The 18,707-nt window shown below is 60.8% G+C and carries 17 protein-coding genes; 12 read left to right on the top strand and 5 right to left on the bottom strand.

All coding sequences use genetic code 11. From position 1 onward, the window contains the following. Window positions 1-179: 179 nt before the first annotated feature. Both cobF and ACZ0A4_RS05865 read right to left on the bottom strand, forming a co-directional pair. Window positions 180-935: a precorrin-6A synthase (deacetylating) gene (gene cobF, locus ACZ0A4_RS05870; RefSeq protein ID WP_463573536.1), complete on the bottom strand. Its 756-nt coding sequence runs from the start codon at window positions 933-935 to the stop codon at window positions 180-182. Further along, window positions 935-1,504: a histidine phosphatase family protein gene (locus tag ACZ0A4_RS05865; RefSeq protein WP_463573535.1), complete on the bottom strand. Its 570-nt coding sequence runs from the start codon at window positions 1,502-1,504 to the stop codon at window positions 935-937. The genes cobF and ACZ0A4_RS05865 overlap by 1 nt, the downstream gene beginning before the upstream one ends. Before the next feature lie 330 nt (window positions 1,505-1,834). On the opposite strand from ACZ0A4_RS05865, the gene ACZ0A4_RS05860 reads away from it, so the two are divergent. The 8 genes from ACZ0A4_RS05860 (at window position 1,835) to ACZ0A4_RS05825 (ending at window position 10,095) form a co-directional block, all read left to right on the top strand. After that, window positions 1,835-2,689 carry a MurR/RpiR family transcriptional regulator gene (locus ACZ0A4_RS05860; RefSeq protein ID WP_007919561.1) on the top strand — a complete coding sequence of 285 codons (855 nt, stop codon included), beginning with the start codon at window positions 1,835-1,837 and terminating at the stop codon, window positions 2,687-2,689. 2 nt (window positions 2,690-2,691) lie between these two features. Further along, the gene (locus ACZ0A4_RS05855) at window positions 2,692-3,336 is read left to right on the top strand and encodes a cysteine hydrolase family protein (protein WP_463573534.1); all 645 of its coding nucleotides are present in this window, start codon (window positions 2,692-2,694) and stop codon (window positions 3,334-3,336) included. Next, the gene (locus ACZ0A4_RS05850; protein WP_463573533.1) at window positions 3,333-4,664 is read left to right on the top strand and encodes a type I glutamate--ammonia ligase; all 1,332 of its coding nucleotides are present in this window, start codon (window positions 3,333-3,335) and stop codon (window positions 4,662-4,664) included. The genes ACZ0A4_RS05855 and ACZ0A4_RS05850 overlap by 4 nt, the downstream gene beginning before the upstream one ends. Beyond that, a complete protein-coding gene (locus tag ACZ0A4_RS05845; RefSeq protein ID WP_463573532.1) occupies window positions 4,648-5,400 on the top strand; it encodes an N-formylglutamate amidohydrolase in 753 nt (250 codons plus the stop codon). The genes ACZ0A4_RS05850 and ACZ0A4_RS05845 overlap by 17 nt, the downstream gene beginning before the upstream one ends. 77 nt (window positions 5,401-5,477) lie before the next feature. Next, a complete protein-coding gene (locus ACZ0A4_RS05840; RefSeq protein ID WP_141129837.1) occupies window positions 5,478-6,827 on the top strand; it encodes an APC family permease in 1,350 nt (449 codons plus the stop codon). Window positions 6,828-6,945: 118 nt separating this feature from the next. After that, complete coding sequence (locus ACZ0A4_RS05835; RefSeq protein WP_463573531.1) at window positions 6,946-7,962, top strand: arginine N-succinyltransferase; 1,017 nt, start codon at window positions 6,946-6,948, stop codon at window positions 7,960-7,962. A gap of 61 nt (window positions 7,963-8,023) precedes the next feature. Further along, window positions 8,024-9,058: an arginine N-succinyltransferase gene (astA, locus tag ACZ0A4_RS05830; protein ID WP_463573529.1), complete on the top strand. Its 1,035-nt coding sequence runs from the start codon at window positions 8,024-8,026 to the stop codon at window positions 9,056-9,058. Window positions 9,059-9,225: 167 nt separating this feature from the next. Beyond that, window positions 9,226-10,095 (top strand): isocitrate lyase/PEP mutase family protein, encoded by an 870-nt coding sequence (locus ACZ0A4_RS05825; protein WP_007919546.1) that lies wholly within the window; start codon window positions 9,226-9,228, stop codon window positions 10,093-10,095. A gap of 122 nt (window positions 10,096-10,217) precedes the next feature. On the opposite strand, the gene ACZ0A4_RS05820 is transcribed toward ACZ0A4_RS05825, so the two are convergent. The 3 genes from ACZ0A4_RS05820 to ACZ0A4_RS05810 form a co-directional block, all read right to left on the bottom strand. Then, entirely contained in the window at window positions 10,218-10,520 is a 303-nt protein-coding gene (locus ACZ0A4_RS05820; protein WP_038369113.1) for a hypothetical protein, read from the bottom strand. Between the two features lie 561 nt (window positions 10,521-11,081). Next, window positions 11,082-12,320: a M20/M25/M40 family metallo-hydrolase gene (locus tag ACZ0A4_RS05815; RefSeq protein ID WP_463573528.1), complete on the bottom strand. Its 1,239-nt coding sequence runs from the start codon at window positions 12,318-12,320 to the stop codon at window positions 11,082-11,084. 126 nt (window positions 12,321-12,446) lie between these two features. Beyond that, the gene (locus ACZ0A4_RS05810) at window positions 12,447-13,520 is read right to left on the bottom strand and encodes a diguanylate cyclase (RefSeq protein WP_454565144.1); all 1,074 of its coding nucleotides are present in this window, start codon (window positions 13,518-13,520) and stop codon (window positions 12,447-12,449) included. A 177-nt stretch (window positions 13,521-13,697) separates the two neighbouring features. Here ACZ0A4_RS05810 and ACZ0A4_RS05805 point away from each other — a divergent pair, with 177 nt between their 5' ends. Genes ACZ0A4_RS05805 through glcE form a run of 4 tightly spaced genes read left to right on the top strand, consistent with a single transcriptional unit; the run spans window position 13,698 to window position 18,707 of the window. Next, a complete protein-coding gene (locus ACZ0A4_RS05805; RefSeq protein ID WP_463573527.1) occupies window positions 13,698-15,152 on the top strand; it encodes a flavin-containing monooxygenase in 1,455 nt (484 codons plus the stop codon). 21 nt (window positions 15,153-15,173) lie between these two features. Next, window positions 15,174-16,100, top strand: coding sequence for an alpha/beta fold hydrolase (locus ACZ0A4_RS05800; protein WP_463573526.1), 927 nt, complete (start codon window positions 15,174-15,176; stop codon window positions 16,098-16,100). A 58-nt stretch (window positions 16,101-16,158) separates the two neighbouring features. Further along, window positions 16,159-17,658, top strand: a complete 1,500-nt coding sequence (glcD, locus tag ACZ0A4_RS05795; RefSeq protein WP_463573525.1) for a glycolate oxidase subunit GlcD — start codon at window positions 16,159-16,161, stop codon at window positions 17,656-17,658. Continuing rightward, window positions 17,658-18,707: a glycolate oxidase subunit GlcE gene (gene glcE / locus ACZ0A4_RS05790; RefSeq protein WP_463573524.1), complete on the top strand. Its 1,050-nt coding sequence runs from the start codon at window positions 17,658-17,660 to the stop codon at window positions 18,705-18,707. Before glcD ends, glcE begins: the two co-directional genes overlap by 1 nt.

Genomic DNA, 18,707 nt, shown 5'->3' with positions numbered 1-18,707 from the left:
GCGGATCCACGACATCCGCTGTTTTCTGGCAACAAAAACCCGGTGCGACTTGCGTTGCACCGGGTGTTTTTTTGCCTGTTAGAAATCGGCTTTGAATGTTGCGGCCCCTTCGCGAGCAACGCATTTCAAAATGTGGGAGCGAGCTTGCTCGCGAAGGGGCCAGCCCGGCCAGCTAAAATCTAGGGCTTGCGCAACAAATACGTATCCATGATCCACCCATGCTCCCCCCGCGCAGCCTTGCGCACCCGCTCGATCTCATCCGCGACATCCGCCAGCCTGCCGCTGATCAAAATCTCGTCCGGCGTGCCGAGGTAAGCGCCCCAGTAAATCTCGGTCTGCTGATCGGCCACCCGGTGATACGAATCCTCAGCATCGAGCATCACCACCAGACTGTCCGTATCACTCACCTGCCCTGCCGCCAAACGCCGCCCGGTGGTGATTTCAATGGAACGGCCGATCGTATTCAACGGCACCTTATGCTGCGCCGCCAGCGCCTGAACACTGGTGATCCCGGGAATCACCTCAAACTCGAAGGCACACGCGCCCGAGGCAAGAATCGCCTGGAGGATGCGCACAGTACTGTCGTACAACGCCGGGTCGCCCCACACCAGGAAACCGCCGCACTGACCGTCAGACAATTGGTCATTGATCAGGCGTTCGAAGGTCTGCTGCTTGGCACGGTTCAGGTCATCGACACTGGCCGTATAGTCGACATCGCCCCGTTCGCGTTCGGGGCTGTGGGCTTCGACGAAGCGATAGTCGGGCTCGTCGATGTAGCGCTCACAGATCTCACGGCGCAGGTCGATCAGCTTGTCCTTGCTCTGACCTTTATCCATCAGAAAAAACACGTCGACCCGATTCAGCGCCTTCACCGCCTGCATCGTGATGTAGTCGGGGTTACCGGCCCCGATGCCGATTACCAGCAGTTGTTTCATCAAAGTGCTCCTTTAACGTCGAGTCTCGGCAGACGCAGGCGCCAGCGCCCAGTGAAGTGCAATTCGACCGCTGACAACGGTTCGACATCAATGTCATGAAACGCCGAACCGCGCATCACGTGAATCAGCGCGGCGCGGATGACAAACGGATGCGTCACCGCCACTAAATGCCCCGGCGTGGCTTGCAGGCTGGTCAGCCACTGCGCCACGCGATCACACAACTGCGCCACCGACTCACCACCATGGGGCATGGCGTGGGGATCTTCCAGCCAGGCATGCAGCGCGGCGTCTTCCGAGCGTTGCAGATCCTTGATCGACATCCCGTGCCAATGGCCCCAGTCACAATCGCGCAATGCCTCGTCGATCTGCGCATCCGCGCCAAACCACGCCGCCGTCTGGCGTGTGCGCAATTCGGGCGCGCAAATCAAGCGGTGCGCGGCGTCGAAACGCAGGGCCAATGCACCCGACGCCAATCCACTATTTTCAACAGGCTCATTCGTAGGAAAACACGCCAATTTCTGTGCGACGGTTCGCGCATGGCAAATCAATGTCAAACGAGTGGTCTGCACAGGCAGCGCTCCGGTAGGCCTTCATGAAAATCAACGACACAAAGCCGCTCTGTGGGCAATTGTGCCGTAAACCGAGGGTTGCGGGGCGGCGGGATAGCCACCGGCAAAAACCGACGACGCCAGGAACACGGCAATATCTGACAGCGTTGTAGGCAATGGACTACAACGCCGGTCGAATTACGTGTAGCCCCTGTTACACGGGCATTGCGCCATGTTTTGGCACCTTTTCAACACGCAAAAAAATTCACTAGACATGTAGCGCCAGTTACATAAATACTGTTTTAACGGATTGTGAAGCGAATTCAACACCCTCATCCAGCAGGAGCCCGGATGCCCCCTCTTAGAGACCTGATCACCGATCCCGGCCTGGATCTTACGCCGTCGGAGCGCAAAGTCGTTCGCGCCTTGCTTGATCAGTACCCACGCAACGGCCTGGGACCGATGGCGCGTCTGGCGGAACATGCCGGCGTCAGCGACCCGACCATTGTGCGGCTGGTGAAAAAACTCGGCTTCGGCGGTTATGCCGAATTCCAGGAAGCGCTGCTCAGCGACATGGACCACCGCTTGCGCTCGCCGCGCACGCTGCTGCAACCGCGCGCCCATCAGCACAAGGACGACGCCTGGAGCCACTATCTGGGCGACAGCCATCGCCTGCTGGTCGAAACCCAATCGCTGACGCAACCGGAAGACGTGCGCATTCTCACCGACTGGCTGCTCGACGCGCGCCATCAGGTGTACTGCTTCGGCGGGCGTTTCAGCAGCCTGATGGCCACTTACCTGCTCAATCACCTGCGCCTGCTGCGCCCCGGTTGCTTCGCGCTGGAAGACAACGCGCAACTGCCTGATCGACTGTTCGATCTGCAACGTCAGGACGTCGTGCTGCTGTTCGACTATCGCCGCTACCAGACTCAGGCACTGCGCGTCGCCAGTGCGGCGAAAAACAACAACGCGCGCGTGGTGTTGTTCACCGATATCTACGCCTCGCCGCTGCGTGAACTGGCCGACCTGATCATCAGCGCGCCGGTGGAGTCAGCCTCGCCGTTCGACACCATGGTGCCGGCGCTGGCTCAGGTCGAAGCGCTGATCGCCTGCCTGACCCTGCGCACCGAAAACCTCGCCGATCGCCTGGAAGGCATCGATGCCCTGCGCAATGACTTCAACACCCACCTGCTGGAGGATAAATAAGGATGTTCAGCCTTCCCCACCGCTCGCCGCGGGATCTGCCGTTTGTCACTGACCACACCGCACTGTTGCTGGTGGACATGCAGCGTGCCTGGCTCGAACCGCAGTTCGACGCGCACCTCAACGACCCCGACGCCGAATATTTCCTGACCCGCGCGCACATGCAGGTGGTGCCCAACCAACGTCGCTTGCTCAGTGCCTTTCGCGAGGCGCGGCAGGACGTGCTGCACACCATTATCGAAAGCCTCACCGCCGACGGTCGCGACCGCTCGCTCGACCACAAACTCTCGGACATGCACCTGCCCAAAGGCAGCGTGCAGGCCAGGATCATTGAAGACCTGAGCCCGGTGGAAAACGAAATCGTCCTGCCGAAGACCTCGTCCGGGGTGTTCAACTCGACCAACATCGACTACGTGCTGCGCAACCTCGAAACCCGCCACCTGATCATCGCTGGCATCGTCACCGATCAATGCGTCGATATGGCCGTGCGAGACGCTGCCGACCGTGGCTATCTGGTCACGCTGGTCGAGGACGCATGCGCCACCTACAGCGCCGAGCGCCACCATGCCTGCCTGAATGCGATCAAGGGTTACTGCTGGATCACCGACACCGACACCGTGCTCGCCCGCCTGCAGGAGATGCGGCCATGAGCACGCGCCTGACGCCACTGCCGATGACTACGCTGGTCACCACCGACCTGATCGGTATTACCCGTGGCCGCTCGTTTCCCACTGATGAGATTGAGCATTATCAAGCCGCCGGTTGCGGCTGGGTGCCGGCCAACAGCGCGTTGACGCCGCAGGACATCATTGCCTCGACCAATCCGTGGGGCGCTTATGGTGACCTGCGGTTGATTCCCGATCTGAGCAGCCGCGTCACCGTCGGCAACGGCCCGGACGCCGACGCGCCGGCGCTGGATTTCATCCACGGCGACATCCGCGAAACCGATGGCCGCCCGTGGGGCGCCTGCCCGCGCACGCTGTTGCGCGACGAAATCGAGCGTTATCGCGATGAGCTGGGCTTGCAGGTCAACGCCGCGTTCGAACACGAATTCAACCTGCACGCCGGTTTCGCCGAGCATCTGGCGTTCTCCCTCGAAGCCCAGCGTCAGGGTGCCGAGTTCGGCGGCTGGCTGCTCAGCGCCCTGCGCGCCGGCGGTGTCGAGCCGGAAATGTTTCTGCCCGAATACGGCAAGCACCAATACGAAATCACCTGCCGCCCGACGCTTGGCGTGGCAGCGGCAGATCGCGCCGTCAACGTGCGCGAGATCAGCCGCGAGATCGCCCGGCAAATGGGCCTGGACTTGAGTTTCGCGCCGAAGACCGCCGCCGACGCGGTGTGCAATGGCGTGCACCTGCACGTCAGCCTGCTCGATCTGGCCGGCCAGCCGATGCTTTACGACGCTGGTACCAGCAACGGTCTGTCGAGCCTCGGCCAGCATTGGGCGGCGGGGATCCTGCATTACTTGCCGGCGCTGTGTGCGTTTACCGCGCCGACGCCAGTGTCGTACGAACGTTTGCAGCCGCATCACTGGAGCGCCTCTTACGCTTGTCTCGGCCAACAGAACCGTGAAGCGGCGCTGCGCATCTGTCCGACCGTGACTCTCGGCGGCAAATCCGTGGCCAACCAGTTCAACCTCGAATTCCGCGCCATGGACGCCACTGCCTCGCCGCATCTGGCCATGGCTGCGCTGCTGATCGCCGGACGGCTGGGTATCGAACAGCGCCTGGCGCTGAACGCGATCACCGATGAAATTCCCGATTCACTCAACGACGAGCAACGCAAGGCCCGGGGCATCGTCGCCCTGCCCGCCTCGCTGGCCCAGGCACTGGATTGCCTGCGCAACAGTGGCGCCTTCAGCGAATGGCTGCCCAAGCCGTTGCTCGACACCTATTACGCCCTGAAAACCGAGGAACTGGCGCTGACGGAACAGCTCTCGCCCGCTGACTTGTGTGAGCACTATGCACGCCTGTACTGAATCCGCCGAGCTGGGGTTGTACACCCGACCGGCCTATAACCTGAGCCGCGAAGACTCGACGCACCCGTTGATTCTGGTGTGCGAACACGCCAGCCGCTACATCCCCGACGCCCTGAACAATCTGAGCCTGGACGATGCCGCCGCACGCGAACACATCGCCTGGGACATTGGCGCCCTGCAACTGGCCGAGCAACTATCAGAGATGCTCGGCGCGACGCTGCTGAGCGCCAACTATTCGCGCCTGCTGATCGATTTGAATCGGCCACGCCACGCCCCGGACAGCATTCCGGCGCAGAGCGAGATTTATCAAGTGCCGGGCAACCGCGAGCTGGACGAGGCCACCCGCGAATACCGCCGCCAGACCCTGTTCAAACCGTTTCACGCGCGCTTGCAAACCTTGATCGACGAACGTGTTGCTAAAGGCCAAACGGTGCGCGTGGTAGGGATTCACAGTTTCACCCCAGTGTATTACGGCCAGCCGCGACCGCTGGAAGTCGGCGTGTTGTTCGGTCAGGCCAAGGCCTACGCGCAACGCCTGCTCGACGGTCTTGGCGAACTGCCGTTGAAAGTGGCCGGCAATCAGCCGTACAAGATCGATCCGCTGGGCGACATGACCGTGCCCGTACACGGCGATGCCCGTGGCCTCGACTCGGTGCTGATCGAGGTGCGCAATGACTTGCTGCGCAGCCCCGAAGCCGTATCGCGCTGGGCCGGATACCTCGCGCCATTGCTGTAATGAAAGACTGCTGACGCTGTAAACGATGGACCGATAACAACTAAAACGACCGACTGGCTGACAAGGAGTTGCGCTTCATGGAAATTGAAGAATTCGGCTACAAGCAAGAGTTGAAACGTAGCCTGACGCTGACCGACCTGGTGGTGTACGGGATGATCTTCATGATCCCCATCGCCCCGTTCGGGGTGTACGGGTACGTCAACGCCGAGGCCCCGGGGATGGTGCCGCTGGCCTACATCATCGGCATGGTGGCGATGCTGTTCACCGCGCTGAGCTACGGCAGCATGGCCAAGGCGTTTCCGATCGCAGGTTCGGTGTATTCCTACGCGCAACGCGGCCTCAATCAGCATGTCGGTTTCATCGCCGGCTGGCTGATGCTGCTCGATTACCTGCTGATTCCGCCGCTGCTCTATGTCTACGCGGCGATGGCGCTCAACCATTTGTACCCGGACATTCCGAAAGTCGGCTTCATTCTGGCGTTTCTGGTCAGCGCGACCTTTGTCAACCTGCGCGGGATCACCTTTACCGCTCGGATGAACATCATCTTCCTGCTGGCACAACTGGTGGTACTGGGCATTTTCCTGTTCTACGCGTGGAATGCCCTGCACAACGGTGGCGGTAACGGCGAGCTGACCCTGGCGCCGCTGTATCACCCGGAAACCTTCAACTTCGCCCTGCTGATGCAAGCGGTATCGATTGCGGTGCTGTCGTTCCTCGGCTTCGATGCGATCTCTACCCTCGCCGAAGAAATCAAGGGCGATCCGGGCAAGAGCGTCGGCAAAGCCGCACTGATCACCCTGGTAGTCATGGGGGTGATTTTCGTTGCACAAACCTGGATCGCCACCGATCTGGCGGCAGGCATGGGCTTCAAATCCGCCGACACCGCGTTCTATGAAATCGCCGAAATCGCCGCCGGCAGCTGGCTGGCGACCCTGACCGCAGTCGCCACGGCATTGGCTTGGGGCGTGGCCGTGGCCATCACCTCGCAAGCCGCCGTCTCGCGTCTGCTGTTCGGCATGGCCCGCGACGGCAAGCTGCCGAAAGTGCTGGCCAAGGTGCACCCGAAACACAACACGCCGTATCTGAGCATTTATCTGGTGGCAGTGCTGTCGCTGGTGATCTGCTACCTGTTCATCAACTCGGTCGACACCCTGACCTCGCTGGTCAACTTCGGCGCGCTCAGCGGCTTCATGCTGCTGCACCTGACAGTGATCAACTACTACTGGCGTCGGCAGAAGTCCGGTCAGGTCGTGCGTCACCTGATCTGCCCGGTGGTCGGCTTCATCATCGTCGCGGCCATCATGTACAACATGGGTGTCGATGCGCAGAAGCTCGGCCTGATCTGGATTGCCCTGGGTCTGGTGTACTTGTTCTTCCTCAACAAACTCGGCGCCAATACCGCGCTGCCTGACCCGAGCAATGGCTGACAAGAAAAAGAGCGGCGTCTGACAACAAATCAGGCGACCGCCGATTTATCGCGTGGAAACCGACAGTGATAGTCAGGTTCGGCGACATCGCCAAACCTTTTGATACAGGAGTACATCCATGCTGGTCTTACGCCCAGTCGAGCAGACTGACCTGCCCCAGCTCCAACAATTGGCCCGCGACAGTCTGGTGGGCGTGACCTCTCTGCCCGACGACAGCGAACGCCTGCGCGAGAAAATTGCCGGTTCCTGCGCTTCGTTCGCCAGCGCAGCGGCGGCTCACGGCCCGGAGAATTACTTCTTCGTGCTGGAAGACCTGGACGACCAGCGTCTGGTCGGCTGCTCGGAAATTCTTGCCAAAGCAGGCTTCGACGAGCCGTTCTACAGCCTGCGCAACCGCCATTTCACCAGCGCGTCCCGCGAGCTGAACATTGAACACGGCGTGCCAGCGCTGTCGCTGTGTCACGACCTCAACGACCACACGCTGCTGCGCGGTTTTCACATCGACGCCGCCCTGGTTCGCACGCCGTTCTCCGAATTGCTGTCACGGGCGCGCCTGTTGTTCATCGCTGCGCACGCAACGCGCTTTGCCGAGGCGGTGATTACCGAAATCGTTGGCTACAGCGACGAGGAGGGTCATTCGCCATTCTGGGATGCGCTGGGCAAACATTTCTTCGACCTGCCCTACGCGGAAGCCGAACGGCTGTGCGGGCTGCAGAGCCGCACGTTCCTCGCCGAACTGATGCCGCAATACCCGATCTACGTGCCGATGCTGCCGCAAGCGGCACAGGACTGCATCGGTCGGATCCACCCAGACGGTCAGGAAGCGTTCGACATTCTTGAGCGAGAAGGCTTCGAAACCAACAGCTACATCGACCTGTTCGACGCCGGCCCGACCCTGTATGCGCGCACCTCGAATATCCGATCGATTGCCCACAGCCAGACCGCAACGGTGCAGCAACGGCCACAGATCGATGCCCGTGGCCGTTATCTGCTGAGCAATGACGCGTTGCACGGCTTCCGGGCAATCATTGCCGAACTCGATTTCCAACCCGATCAACCGCTGTCCCTCACCCCTGCCATGTGTGCGGCGCTGAACGTGACCGATGGCAGCCCGATCCGGCTGATTGCCCTGTGAAACCCGCGCGGTTGCGCAGCCAACGACAGTGCCCGAACAGGCGCGCAGAAGGAGATACAGCATGATTGTCCGCCCGGTCAAAGTCAGCGACCTGCCAGCCTTGATGGCGCTGGTGCAACAGGCCGGCCCGGGGTTCACCACCCTGCCGGCCAACGAAGATCGCCTGTCCCACCGGGTCCGTTGGGCGCAACGGGCGTTTGCCGAACAGGTGGAACGCGCCGACGCTGATTATCTGTTTGTGCTCGAAGACGACGACCTGCGGGTAGTCGGCGTCAGCGCACTGGCCGGGGCGGTCGGCCTGCGCGAGCCCTGGTACAACTATCGGGTCGGGTTGACGGTGAGTTCGGCGCCGGATCTGGGCATTCAGCGGCAGATCCCGACGCTGTTTCTCAACAACGAACTGACCGGCCAGTCGGAGCTGTGCTCGTTGTTTCTCGGTCACGAACAGCGCCACGGCAGCAACGGCCGCCTGCTTTCGCTGGGACGTTTGCTGTTCGTTGCCGAGTTTCCGCACCTGTTCGGCGAGAAGATGATTGCCGAACTGCGCGGCAGTGCCGATGAACACGGTTGTTCGCCGTTCTGGGACAGTCTGGGCCGGCATTTCTTTCAAATGGACTTCAGCCATGCCGATCACTTGTCCGGGCTGGGTAACAAATCGTTCATCGCCGAACTGATGCCGCGCCAGCCGCTGTACACCTGCATGCTCACCGAACAGGCCCAAGCCGCCATCGGGCAGGCACACCCGAATACCGAGCCGGCATTGAAAATCCTCCAGGCCGAAGGGTTTACCCACAAAGGCTATATCGACATTTTCGACGGCGGCCCGGTGATCGAGGCGCCGGTGCGCAATATCCGCACCGTGCGCGAAAGTCTTGAGCTGACCTTGAGCCTCGGCAGCCCGGATGAACAGGCGCCGTTGTGGCTGATTCACAACCGCCGTCTGGAAAACTGCCGCATCACCGTCGCCCGCGCCCGCCGGGTCGGCAGCAGCCTGGTGATTGACCGCCTCACAGCCAAGCGCCTGCAACTGCAACCGGGCAATTCCGTGCGCGCGGCGATGCTGCCCAATCAACAGCAACAGGCGGTGGCGGCCTGACGGTCACCACCGCAAAAAGGTAAATCCTTTCAGCAAAAGAGTCCGCGACAACCTGTCCCTTGCAAATTCGTCATGATCCTTGACCCATTCGCGTGATAGCCTTTTCATTCTTCGGCGTTGACACCTTTGTTCAAGCCTTTCCATTCCTTTGTATTGGTGGAACTCGTATGACCAGGCTTTCCCATCAAGATTTGCGCCGTAACTTCCGTCAACTGCTGGCCTCCGACACCTGCTATCACACGGCTTCGGTGTTCGATCCGATGTCCGCGCGCATTGCCGCTGACCTCGGTTTTGAAGTAGGCATCCTCGGCGGCTCCGTGGCCTCGCTGCAAGTGCTCGGCGCCCCGGACTTTGCCCTGATCACCCTCAGCGAGTTCGCCGAACAGGCCACCCGCATCGGCCGCGTCGCCCAATTGCCGGTGATCGCCGACGCCGACCACGGCTACGGCAACGCCCTCAACGTGATGCGCACCATCGTCGAACTGGAGCGCGCCGGCGTCGCCGCCCTGACCATCGAAGACACCTTGCTGCCGGCACAATTCGGCCGCAAATCCACCGACCTGATCACCGTTGCCGAAGGCGTCGGCAAGATCCGCGCGGCACTGGAGGCCCGGGTTGATACGGAAATGGCGATCATCGCCCGTACCAACGCCGGCATTCTGCCGAACCAGGAAATCATCAGCCGCACTCGCCAGTATCAGGCGGCCGGGGCTGACGGCATCTGCATGGTCGGGATTCAGGATTTTGATCAGCTGGAACAAATCGCCGAACACCTGACCGTGCCGCTGATGCTGGTGACCTACGGCAACCCGGCACTGCGCGACGACAAACGTCTGGCCGAACTCGGTGTGCGCGTGACCATTGATGGCCATGGCGCTTACTTTGCGGCGATCAAAGCGACGTATGACAGCTTGCGTGAACAGCGGCAGATCTTTACTCAGGCCTCCGACCTGAGCGCGACTGAGTTGACGCACACCTATACCCAGCCGGAGGAATACATTCTCTGGGCCAAGGAATACATGAGCGTCAAGGAGTGACGGGTTGGCCGGGCTGACGCCATCGCGAGCAGGCTCACTCCTACAGTTGATCAGTGTTGAACACAAATACTGTGTGCACTGATCTACTGTAGGAGTGAGCCTGCTCGCGATAGCAACAGCCGCTACACCGGTGTCTTGTAAGCCTCCTCCCGCTGCACCGCCCGCGCCTGAATCACATTCAGAATCGCACAGCCCTCGCGCATCAACAGATGCACCGCACTGGTCACCCGCGTCAGATCACAATCGGAAATACCCTTGAGGTTGAGACTGGCGAAGGTGTCGGCCAGATCGCGCACAACCACAAACCGGTGCATCGCACAGGCGGCCATGTCGCTGAGTTCTGAATGAGTGTTGAGGAAGAGCACCGGGGATTCGGCGTCGTAGGTGTCGATGGGGAGGAAGCGGGGCATTACTTGATCACACATTGGTATAACTCCTGTATTGAGAGAGCTACCACCAGTCGCGGCCAAACGAGGAAGGTGGCAGCCGTACGCGGGTTGGCCGACCGGATACAGGAACCGGCACACCCGAAGGTGTCCCACGCACAGCCGCCATAACACAACATCACAGACAAACATCGACTGAATATGTTGGGCAGACTGTACGTCTCTGTATCGACCGGCCAAGGTCGTTCGCGGTGTTTTTCCGCGAGCCCGAACTATAAGGGTCGATACCGAAATGCGGCAACAGGGTACGTTGTAGGAAACGTCTTGGAAAGTTGTGCGCCGCCCGCGCCTTCCACTTTTCCCACAAAAGCCCCTCACCCTAGCCCTCTCCCGGAGGGAGAGGGAACTGATTGGGGGATGTTCTGGATCTACGCCGACTTGTGATACCGAGCTGAATCCGATTTTGAATTCAAATGGATCTTTCAGGTCGCCGTATTCATCACAAACAACACGGTCAGTCCCCTCTCCCTCCGGGAGAGGGTTAGGGTGAGGGCAAATGCACCTGACACCCCACCCGCATCAGTCACAACACAAAACCACTCACCGTGGCTTGGCCAACTCCATGATCATCCGCGACAACAGATAAATCCGCGGCGCCACGCTCGCCACTTCGGCGTATTCCTCCGGCGTATGAATATTGCCGCCAACAATCCCGAAGCCATCCAGCGTCGGCGTTCCAACCCCGGCAGACAAACTGGCATCCGCCGCACCGCCACTACCCTCCTCCGTCAACTTGCGGCCAATCTCGCCGTAAATCCCCTGGGCCATGGCCATCAGGCGATCCGACTCGGGCGTCTGCGGCATCGGTGGCAGCCCGCGTTGCAATGAAGTCTTCACTTCCGTCTCAGCAATCAATTTGTCTTGCGACACCCGCGCCAGATCCTTCTCGATCCGGTCGAATTCCTCCGGCACTGCCGCGCGCACGTCGGCCTTGGCCGTGGCTTGATCGGGAATCACGTTGGTGCGGTCGCCGGCCTTGAGCACGGTGAAGTTGATGGTGGTTTTCTTCGCTTCATCGCCAAGTTTGCCCAGTTGCAGAATCTGGTGCGCCGCTTCCATCGCGGCGTTGCGCCCCAGTTCCGGTGCGACACCAGCGTGCGCCGCTTTGCCCTTGACCTCGACCAGCGCCGTCGCGCTGCCCTTGCGCCACACCACCAGGCCATCGGCCGGGCGGCCCGGCTCGAGATTGAGGGTCACGTCGTGCTGTTTGGCAGTTTTCTTGATCAGGTCGGTGGCGACGTCCGAGCCGGTTTCCTCACTGGCGTCGAGCAGAAAGGTGATTTGCGCGTAGTCCTTGAAGTCGAGGTTTTTCAGGACTTTCAGCGCATAGATCCCGGCGACGATGCCGCCCTTGTCATCCATCACCCCCGGCCCGTAAGCGCGACCGTCCTTGATGTGGAACGGCCGCTCGGCTGCCGAACCTTCCTTGAACACCGTGTCCATGTGCGCCATCAGCAGAATTTTCGCCTTGCCGGTGCCTTTGAACGTGGCCAGAACATGGTTGGATTTTTCCGGTGTGTTGGGCACCAGTTCGATGGTGGCGCCGAGTTTTTTCAGCTCATCGATAGCAATATCGCTGACTTGCATGAGGCCCGGCTCGTAACCTGAACCGGAGTCAATATTGACCAGCCGCTCCAGCAATTTCAGGGCTTCTGGCTGGTATTGCTCGGCATCGGCGAGCACTTGTTTGTGCGGTTCGGCGAAGGCGTGGGCAGCGGAAAAAGCGAGAGACAGGCCGAGGCTGGCGGCCAGCAGGGAGCGAGAAAATGAGAACGTCATGAAGCGATCCTTGTTTCGCGTCGGGGGGGATTTAACCGTACCCGACATCGGCGCGAGGCTCTACACCGAATGCGACACTGATCTAACCGACAACACACAAACCCTGTGGGATCTACGGTGTAGCGATCAAACCGAATCCAGCAACGTCCGCCGGGGCTTGTCATCGCAATTGCAGATCACCCGGTTGCGCCCGCTGGCCTTCGCCTCGTACAGCGCCTGATCGGCATCATTGAGCCAGCGCGTCGCGTCGGCATGTGCCGGATCGTACGCCGCCAGGCCGATGCTCAAACTGACCTTCAACGCCGGGTTCTGCTCATACCCCAGAATCGCGAAACGCTCGCGCAACGCCTCCATGGCCTGCGCGGCGTTGAACAGCGGCAGTTCCGGCAGAATCACGCAGAACTCATCTCCACCATAGCGCCCGGCAATGTCCGTCGCCCGCAGGTTCTGCTTGAGCAACTTGCTCAACTGGCGCAACACAATGTCGCCGGCAACATGGCCGTAAGTGTCGTTGATCGCCTTGAAGTGATCGATGTCGATCAGCGCAATCGCCGCCCCCTGCTTCTGCCGTTTGCAACGCTGAAAAGCGATCTCCAGTTGGTCTTTCCAGGCGCCGTGATTGAGCAGCCCGGTGAGGCTGTCGGTGCGACTCAGGGCGAGCAATTCGCGTTTATGCCGACCGAGGGTGTAGGCCTGGCGAAAGCAGATCCAGCCCAGCGCCAACGGGTACAGCAGCAGTAAAGGGAAACAGGCGTACATTTGCGCAGGCGAGGTCTGCGGAACGAATGCCGGGGCAAAGACCACCAGCCCGACGCCGACCCCGAGCAACTGCGCCGCAGAACCTGCCAATAGAAAGCGTGAGCCGCCGATAGCGACGTTGTTCATCGCCATCATCGAAATGGTCGTTGCCGTGGGCAGCGGATTGAAATGCATGGCAGCGACCCAGAAACCGCCGAGAAAAGCGTCGATCAACAGATTTCGATGTTCGGCGTGATAGGGAACGCTGGAGCGGCGCGCCCATTGAAACGCCAGATGCGGCCAGACCAGGCCATTGAAGAACATCAGTGCCCAGACCCACAGCGGCGGATTTAGCGCATACATCGCAACGGATACACACAGCAGCCCAAGCAACAGCCCGAGGGTTCGCGACGTATAAAGCCTCCTGGCCAATGAAAGTCCCTTTCCTCCCGTATTTCCCATAAGGACCTCGATCACGCACACCGCAGGACGGATGTGATGGGAGTCTATCAGGGCGACGTTAAATAGCCATCACCGGCCAGCGGGCTGAATAGAGCGACATCAGGGCCGCACACAGTGCAAATATTTGGCTATACATGAAAGGAGCAAAATGGAAAAACAACTATAAGAAGGAGGCCCATGCACACCTTTCAAGTGTTGATCATCGGCAGCGGTTTTGGCGGCCAGTGTGCCGCAGTCAACCTGCTGAAGGCCGGGATCGACGATTTCCGACTGCTGGAGCGAAGGGACTTCTTTGGCGGCACCTGGTGCCAGAACACCTACCCCGGCGCGGCGGTGGACGTGCCGTCGCCGCTGTACTCGCTGTCGTTCGCGCCGTACCGCTGGTCGCAGATGTTCGCCGGACAGGCCGAACTGCAGCGCTACACCGAGCATGTCATCGAGCAGTTCGGTTTGCGCGAACGCGTGGAGCTGGAGGCCAATGTCGAGCGCGTCGAATGGGACGACACGGAAAAACGCTGGGCCGTGCACACCGCCAGCAAAGGCACCTTTTATGCGCAGTTCCTGATCAATGCCACCGGGCCGCTGAGCCAGCCGGTCATCCCGCACTTTCCCGGCCAGGATCGCTTTCAAGGCAAGACTTTTCATACAAACAATTGGGATCACGGCTACGACTATCGCGGTAAACGCGTGGCCATCGTCGGCAGCGGCGCCAGTGCGGTGCAAGTGATTCCAGCCATTGCGGAACAGGTCGAGCAACTGCACGTGTTTCAACGCACGCCACACTGGGTGCTGCCCCGCGCCGATCGCCAGTTCGGGCCGTTACAGCGCTGGCTGCTTGGCCGCAAACCCGCCTACAAGCTTTTGCGCTGGCTGATTTACTGGCAATTCGAAACCCGGGTCATCGCGTTCAAATACTCGAAAGCGGCGATTCACATGGTCCAGCAGCACGCCCTGCGCTTTCTTAAACGCCAGGTGCCGGACCCGGTGCTGCAAGACAGACTCACCCCGGACTTCACCATCGGCTGTAAACGGGTACTGGTGTCCAGCACCTATTACCCGGCGCTGAGCCGTCCCAACGTGACCTTGCATACCCGCGAACAAGGCATCGCGTCCATCGACGAAACCGGGATCAACACCCAGGACGGTCAGCACATCGATGTTGATCTGATCGTCTGGTCGACCGGTTACGACGCCACCGACGGGGTGATTTCCTACCCGGTCAGCGGAAAAAACACCGTGCAACTCAGAGATGTCTGGTCGCAATACCCGCACGCGTATCTGGGCACCAGCCTGCCGGACTTTCCCAACCTGTTTATCGTTACCGGCCCCAACACCGGCATCGGCCACACCTCGGCGCTGTTCATCATCGAGTCGCAGATGAACTACATCCTCGACTGCATCACGACGCTCAACGCCAAAGGCTTGCGCAGCATCGAAGTGCGCCGTGATGCGGAACGTACCTACACTGAGATGATTCATCGGGAGATGGAGCGCACGGTCTGGAAGTCCGGCGGCTGCCACAGTTGGTATCAAAGCAAGAGCGGTCATGTGATCGCGATGTTTCCCGGCTTCAGTTTCAGCTATCACCGCTTGACCCGGACGCTGAAACCGGCCGACCACATTCTGTCCTGAACACGTAAAAGGAAGACGTCGATGCTTTTGCTGTTTGTCGCCCTCGCGGTTTTCGTGGCCTGGAGCTGGTTGAGTTATCCGGCGGTCGGTCATTGGCTGTACGACCTGAACATGGCCATCGAGGCCAGGTTGTACAAATTGCACAAGATCGAAGTGCCGATCGCCGAGATGACCGTCTCGACCTGGCAGGGCGGGCCGTACGAAGCGGCCAGCGCGATTCTGATGCTGCATGGCTACAGCGCCGAAAAGAACCTGTGGCTGCGCTTTTCCCGCCATTTCGTGCGCCAGTATCGGGTGATCATTCCGGACCTCGCCGGCCATGGTGAAACCGGCTTCAAGGCTGGCGGCGGTTATGACATTCCGTTGCAGGCCAAACGCATGATCCAGTTGCTCGACGTCTGCGGCGTGGAGAAAGTCCACGTGATCGGCAACTCAATGGGCGGCTACATCGCGGCGTGGCTGGCGGCGACTTATCCCGACCGCATCGCTTCGGTGGCATTGATCGACCCGGCGGGCGTCACCGCGCCCGAGGCCAGCGACATGGAGCGGCATCTGGCGCGCGGGCATAACCCGTTTCTGATCAACTCCCGGGAAGAGTTTCGCCAGTTTTACGCGATGACCATGGAGTCGCCACCGTGGGTGCCGAACCTGGTGCTGGACGCCATCGCCCAGCGCTACGAACAACAACGCGATGAACTGGAAGAGATCTTCCGCGATTTTCGCGCCAGCCCGCCGATGGAGCCGAAACTCGCCGACATCAAGTGCCCGGCGCTGTTGCTCTGGGGGCGCAAGGATCGGCTGATCGACGTCAGCAGCGTGCCGGTGTGGAGCAAGGGCATTGCCAATTTGCGCGTGGATGTCTGGGATCACGTCGGGCATATGCCGATGGTTGAACAGCCGGGGAATACTGCGCGGCTGTATGGCGAGTTTCTGGGGAGCCAAAGATGACAACGCGCCTTGCCCCTGCCCCAGAGCGTGGGAACGATCAGCAAGGGGTAAGCCTGAGATGAACATTCTTTATGACGAACGCCTCGACGGTCCGTTGCCGCAGGTGAACAAGGCTGAGTTGCTCAAAGCCCTGCAGCACGCGCTGCCTGACCTCGACATCTTATGGCGCGAGGACGAACTCAAACCCTACGAGTGCGACGGCCTCTCCGCCTACCGCACCACCCCGATGCTGGTCGCCCTGCCCCGGCGACTCGAGCAGGTGCAAACCCTGCTCAAACTCTGCCATCAACAAAACGTCCCGGTGGTTGCCCGTGGCGCCGGCACCGGGTTGTCCGGCGGCGCCTTGCCGCTGGAACAGGGCCTGCTGCTGGTGATGGCACGCTTCAATAATATTCTGCACATCGACCCTGCCGCGCGCACCGCGCGGGTTCAACCGGGGGTGCGCAATCTGGCGATCTCCCAGGCAGCCGCGCCTTTCGGTCTGTATTACGCGCCGGATCCATCGTCGCAAATCGCCTGTTCGATTGGCGGCAACGTCGCGGAAAACGCTGGCGGCGTGCATTGCCTCAAGTACGGCCTGACCGTACACAACCTGCTGAAAATCGAAGTGCTGACCATCGAAGGCGAGCGCCTGACCCTCGGTTCGGACGCCCTCGATTCAGCGGGTTTCGATTTGCTCGCGTTGTTCACCGGCTCCGAAGGTTTACTGGGGATCATCACCGAAGTCACGGTCAAACTGCTGCCCAAACCGCAAGTCGCGAAAGTCCTGCTGGCCAGTTTCGATTCAGTGGAAAAGGCTGGTCGCGCGGTCGCCGAAATCATCGCGGCGGGGATCATTCCCGGTGGTCTGGAGATGATGGACAACCTCGCCATTCGCGCAGCCGAAGACTTCATTCACGCCGGTTACCCGGTCGATGCCGAGGCGATTCTGCTGTGCGAACTCGACGGTGTAGAAGCCGATGTTCACGACGATTGCCAGCGGGTGCGCGAGGTCATGACCGAGGCCGGCGCCACCGAAGTGCGTCAGGCCCGCGACGAAGCCGAACGCGTGCGCTTCTGGGCCGGACGCAAAAATGCTTTCCCGGCCATCGGTCGTTTGTCGCCCGATTACTACTGCATGGACGGCACCATTCCGCGCCGCGAATTGCCCGGCGTCTTGCAAGGTATCGCCCGCCTCGGCGAAGAATACGGTTTACGCGTGGCCAACGTGTTCCATGCTGGCGATGGCAATATGCACCCGCTGGTTCTGTTCGACGCCAATCAACCGGGCGAACTGCACCGCGCCGAAGCCTTGGGCGGCAAGATCCTCGAACTGTGCGTACAGGTCGGCGGCAGCATCACCGGCGAACACGGCGTCGGCCGCGAGAAAATCAACCAGATGTGCGCGCAGTTCAACAATGATGAACTAAGCCTGTTCCATGCAGTAAAAGCCGCGTTCGACCCACAAGGCCTGCTCAACCCCGGCAAGAACATTCCGACCCTGCACCGCTGCGCCGAATTCGGCGCGATGCACATTCACGCAGGGCAATTGCCCTTCCCCGAACTGGAGCGTTTCTGATGGCTGACGTCGACGCCGCCAGCGCCCTGCTCGATCAGGTCAACGAGGCGCGGGCGAATGCCACGCCACTGAAAATTCAGGGTGGCAACAGCAAAGCGTTCCTCGGCCGCGAGGTGGCCGGCGAAGTGCTCGACACCCGTGCCCACTGCGGCATCGTCCGCTACGAGCCGACCGAACTGGTGATCACGGTGCGCGCCGGCACGCCGTTGTCCGAGCTGCTGGCGGCGCTGGATGCTGCCGGACAAATGCTGCCCTGCGAGCCGCCGGCATTCGATGAAGGCGCCACCGTCGGCGGCATGATCGCCACGGGTTTGTCCGGGCCTCGGCGGCCGTGGTCTGGCTCGGTGCGCGATTTCGTCCTCGGCACGCGGGTGATCACCGGCTTCGGCCAGCACCTGCGCTTCGGCGGCGAAGTGATGAAAAACGTCGCCGGTTATGACCTGTCACGGCTGATGGCCGGCAGTTATGGCTGCCTCGGCGTGCTCACCGAGGTCTCGCTCAAAGTCCTGCCGAAACCGCGCCAGTGCCTGAGCATTCGCCTCGATATGGACTGCGCGCGGGCACTGGCCAAGCTTGCCGAGTGGGGCCAGCAACCGTTGCCGATCAGTGCCGCCTGCCACGATGGTCAGAGCCTGTATCTGCGGCTTGAGGGCGGTGAAGGCTCGGTGACGGCGGCGCATCAACGCCTCGGCGGTGAGCCGCTGGACTCGCAGTTCTGGGGTGATCTGAATGAGCAGCGGCTAGATTTTTTCGATGAGGGGCGGCCGTTGTGGCGCTTGTCATTGCCGAACAATCTCGGGCCACTGGATCTGCCCGGCGAGCAACTGATCGACTGGGCCGGTGCACAACGCTGGCTGAAATCCGACGCGGCGCACATTCATATCCTCGCTCAGGAACTCGGCGGCCATGCCACCTGCTTCAGCCACGGCGCCAGCTCTTCGCCGTTCCAGCCGCTGGCCTGGACACTGCTGCGCTATCACCGACAACTCAAGGCGCAACTCGACCCGCAAGGGCTGTTCAACCCCGGGCGCATGTACGCGGAGTTCTAG

Source organism: Pseudomonas sp. AC172 (assembly GCF_979258595.1).
The sequence above is the reverse complement of the archived record's forward strand: the minus strand, read 5'-3'. Positions and strand labels throughout refer to the sequence as shown.

Excerpts from the sequence above, each read along its gene's own strand:
- cobF (WP_463573536.1), bottom strand. The coding sequence starts at position 935 with ATGAAACAACTGCTGGTAATCGGCATCGGGGCCGGTAACCCCGACTAC.
- ACZ0A4_RS05860 (WP_007919561.1), top strand. The coding sequence starts at position 1,835 with ATGCCCCCTCTTAGAGACCTGATCACCGATCCCGGCCTGGATCTTACG.
- ACZ0A4_RS05855 (WP_463573534.1), top strand. The coding sequence starts at position 2,692 with ATGTTCAGCCTTCCCCACCGCTCGCCGCGGGATCTGCCGTTTGTCACT.
- ACZ0A4_RS05850 (WP_463573533.1), top strand. The coding sequence starts at position 3,333 with ATGAGCACGCGCCTGACGCCACTGCCGATGACTACGCTGGTCACCACC.
- ACZ0A4_RS05845 (WP_463573532.1), top strand. The coding sequence starts at position 4,648 with ATGCACGCCTGTACTGAATCCGCCGAGCTGGGGTTGTACACCCGACCG.
- ACZ0A4_RS05840 (WP_141129837.1), top strand. The coding sequence starts at position 5,478 with ATGGAAATTGAAGAATTCGGCTACAAGCAAGAGTTGAAACGTAGCCTG.
- ACZ0A4_RS05835 (WP_463573531.1), top strand. The coding sequence starts at position 6,946 with ATGCTGGTCTTACGCCCAGTCGAGCAGACTGACCTGCCCCAGCTCCAA.
- astA (WP_463573529.1), top strand. The coding sequence starts at position 8,024 with ATGATTGTCCGCCCGGTCAAAGTCAGCGACCTGCCAGCCTTGATGGCG.
- ACZ0A4_RS05825 (WP_007919546.1), top strand. The coding sequence starts at position 9,226 with ATGACCAGGCTTTCCCATCAAGATTTGCGCCGTAACTTCCGTCAACTG.
- ACZ0A4_RS05820 (WP_038369113.1), bottom strand. The coding sequence starts at position 10,520 with ATGTGTGATCAAGTAATGCCCCGCTTCCTCCCCATCGACACCTACGAC.
- ACZ0A4_RS05815 (WP_463573528.1), bottom strand. The coding sequence starts at position 12,320 with ATGACGTTCTCATTTTCTCGCTCCCTGCTGGCCGCCAGCCTCGGCCTG.
- ACZ0A4_RS05810 (WP_454565144.1), bottom strand. The coding sequence starts at position 13,520 with ATGGGAAATACGGGAGGAAAGGGACTTTCATTGGCCAGGAGGCTTTAT.
- ACZ0A4_RS05805 (WP_463573527.1), top strand. The coding sequence starts at position 13,698 with ATGCACACCTTTCAAGTGTTGATCATCGGCAGCGGTTTTGGCGGCCAG.
- ACZ0A4_RS05800 (WP_463573526.1), top strand. The coding sequence starts at position 15,174 with ATGCTTTTGCTGTTTGTCGCCCTCGCGGTTTTCGTGGCCTGGAGCTGG.
- glcD (WP_463573525.1), top strand. The coding sequence starts at position 16,159 with ATGAACATTCTTTATGACGAACGCCTCGACGGTCCGTTGCCGCAGGTG.
- glcE (WP_463573524.1), top strand. The coding sequence starts at position 17,658 with ATGGCTGACGTCGACGCCGCCAGCGCCCTGCTCGATCAGGTCAACGAG.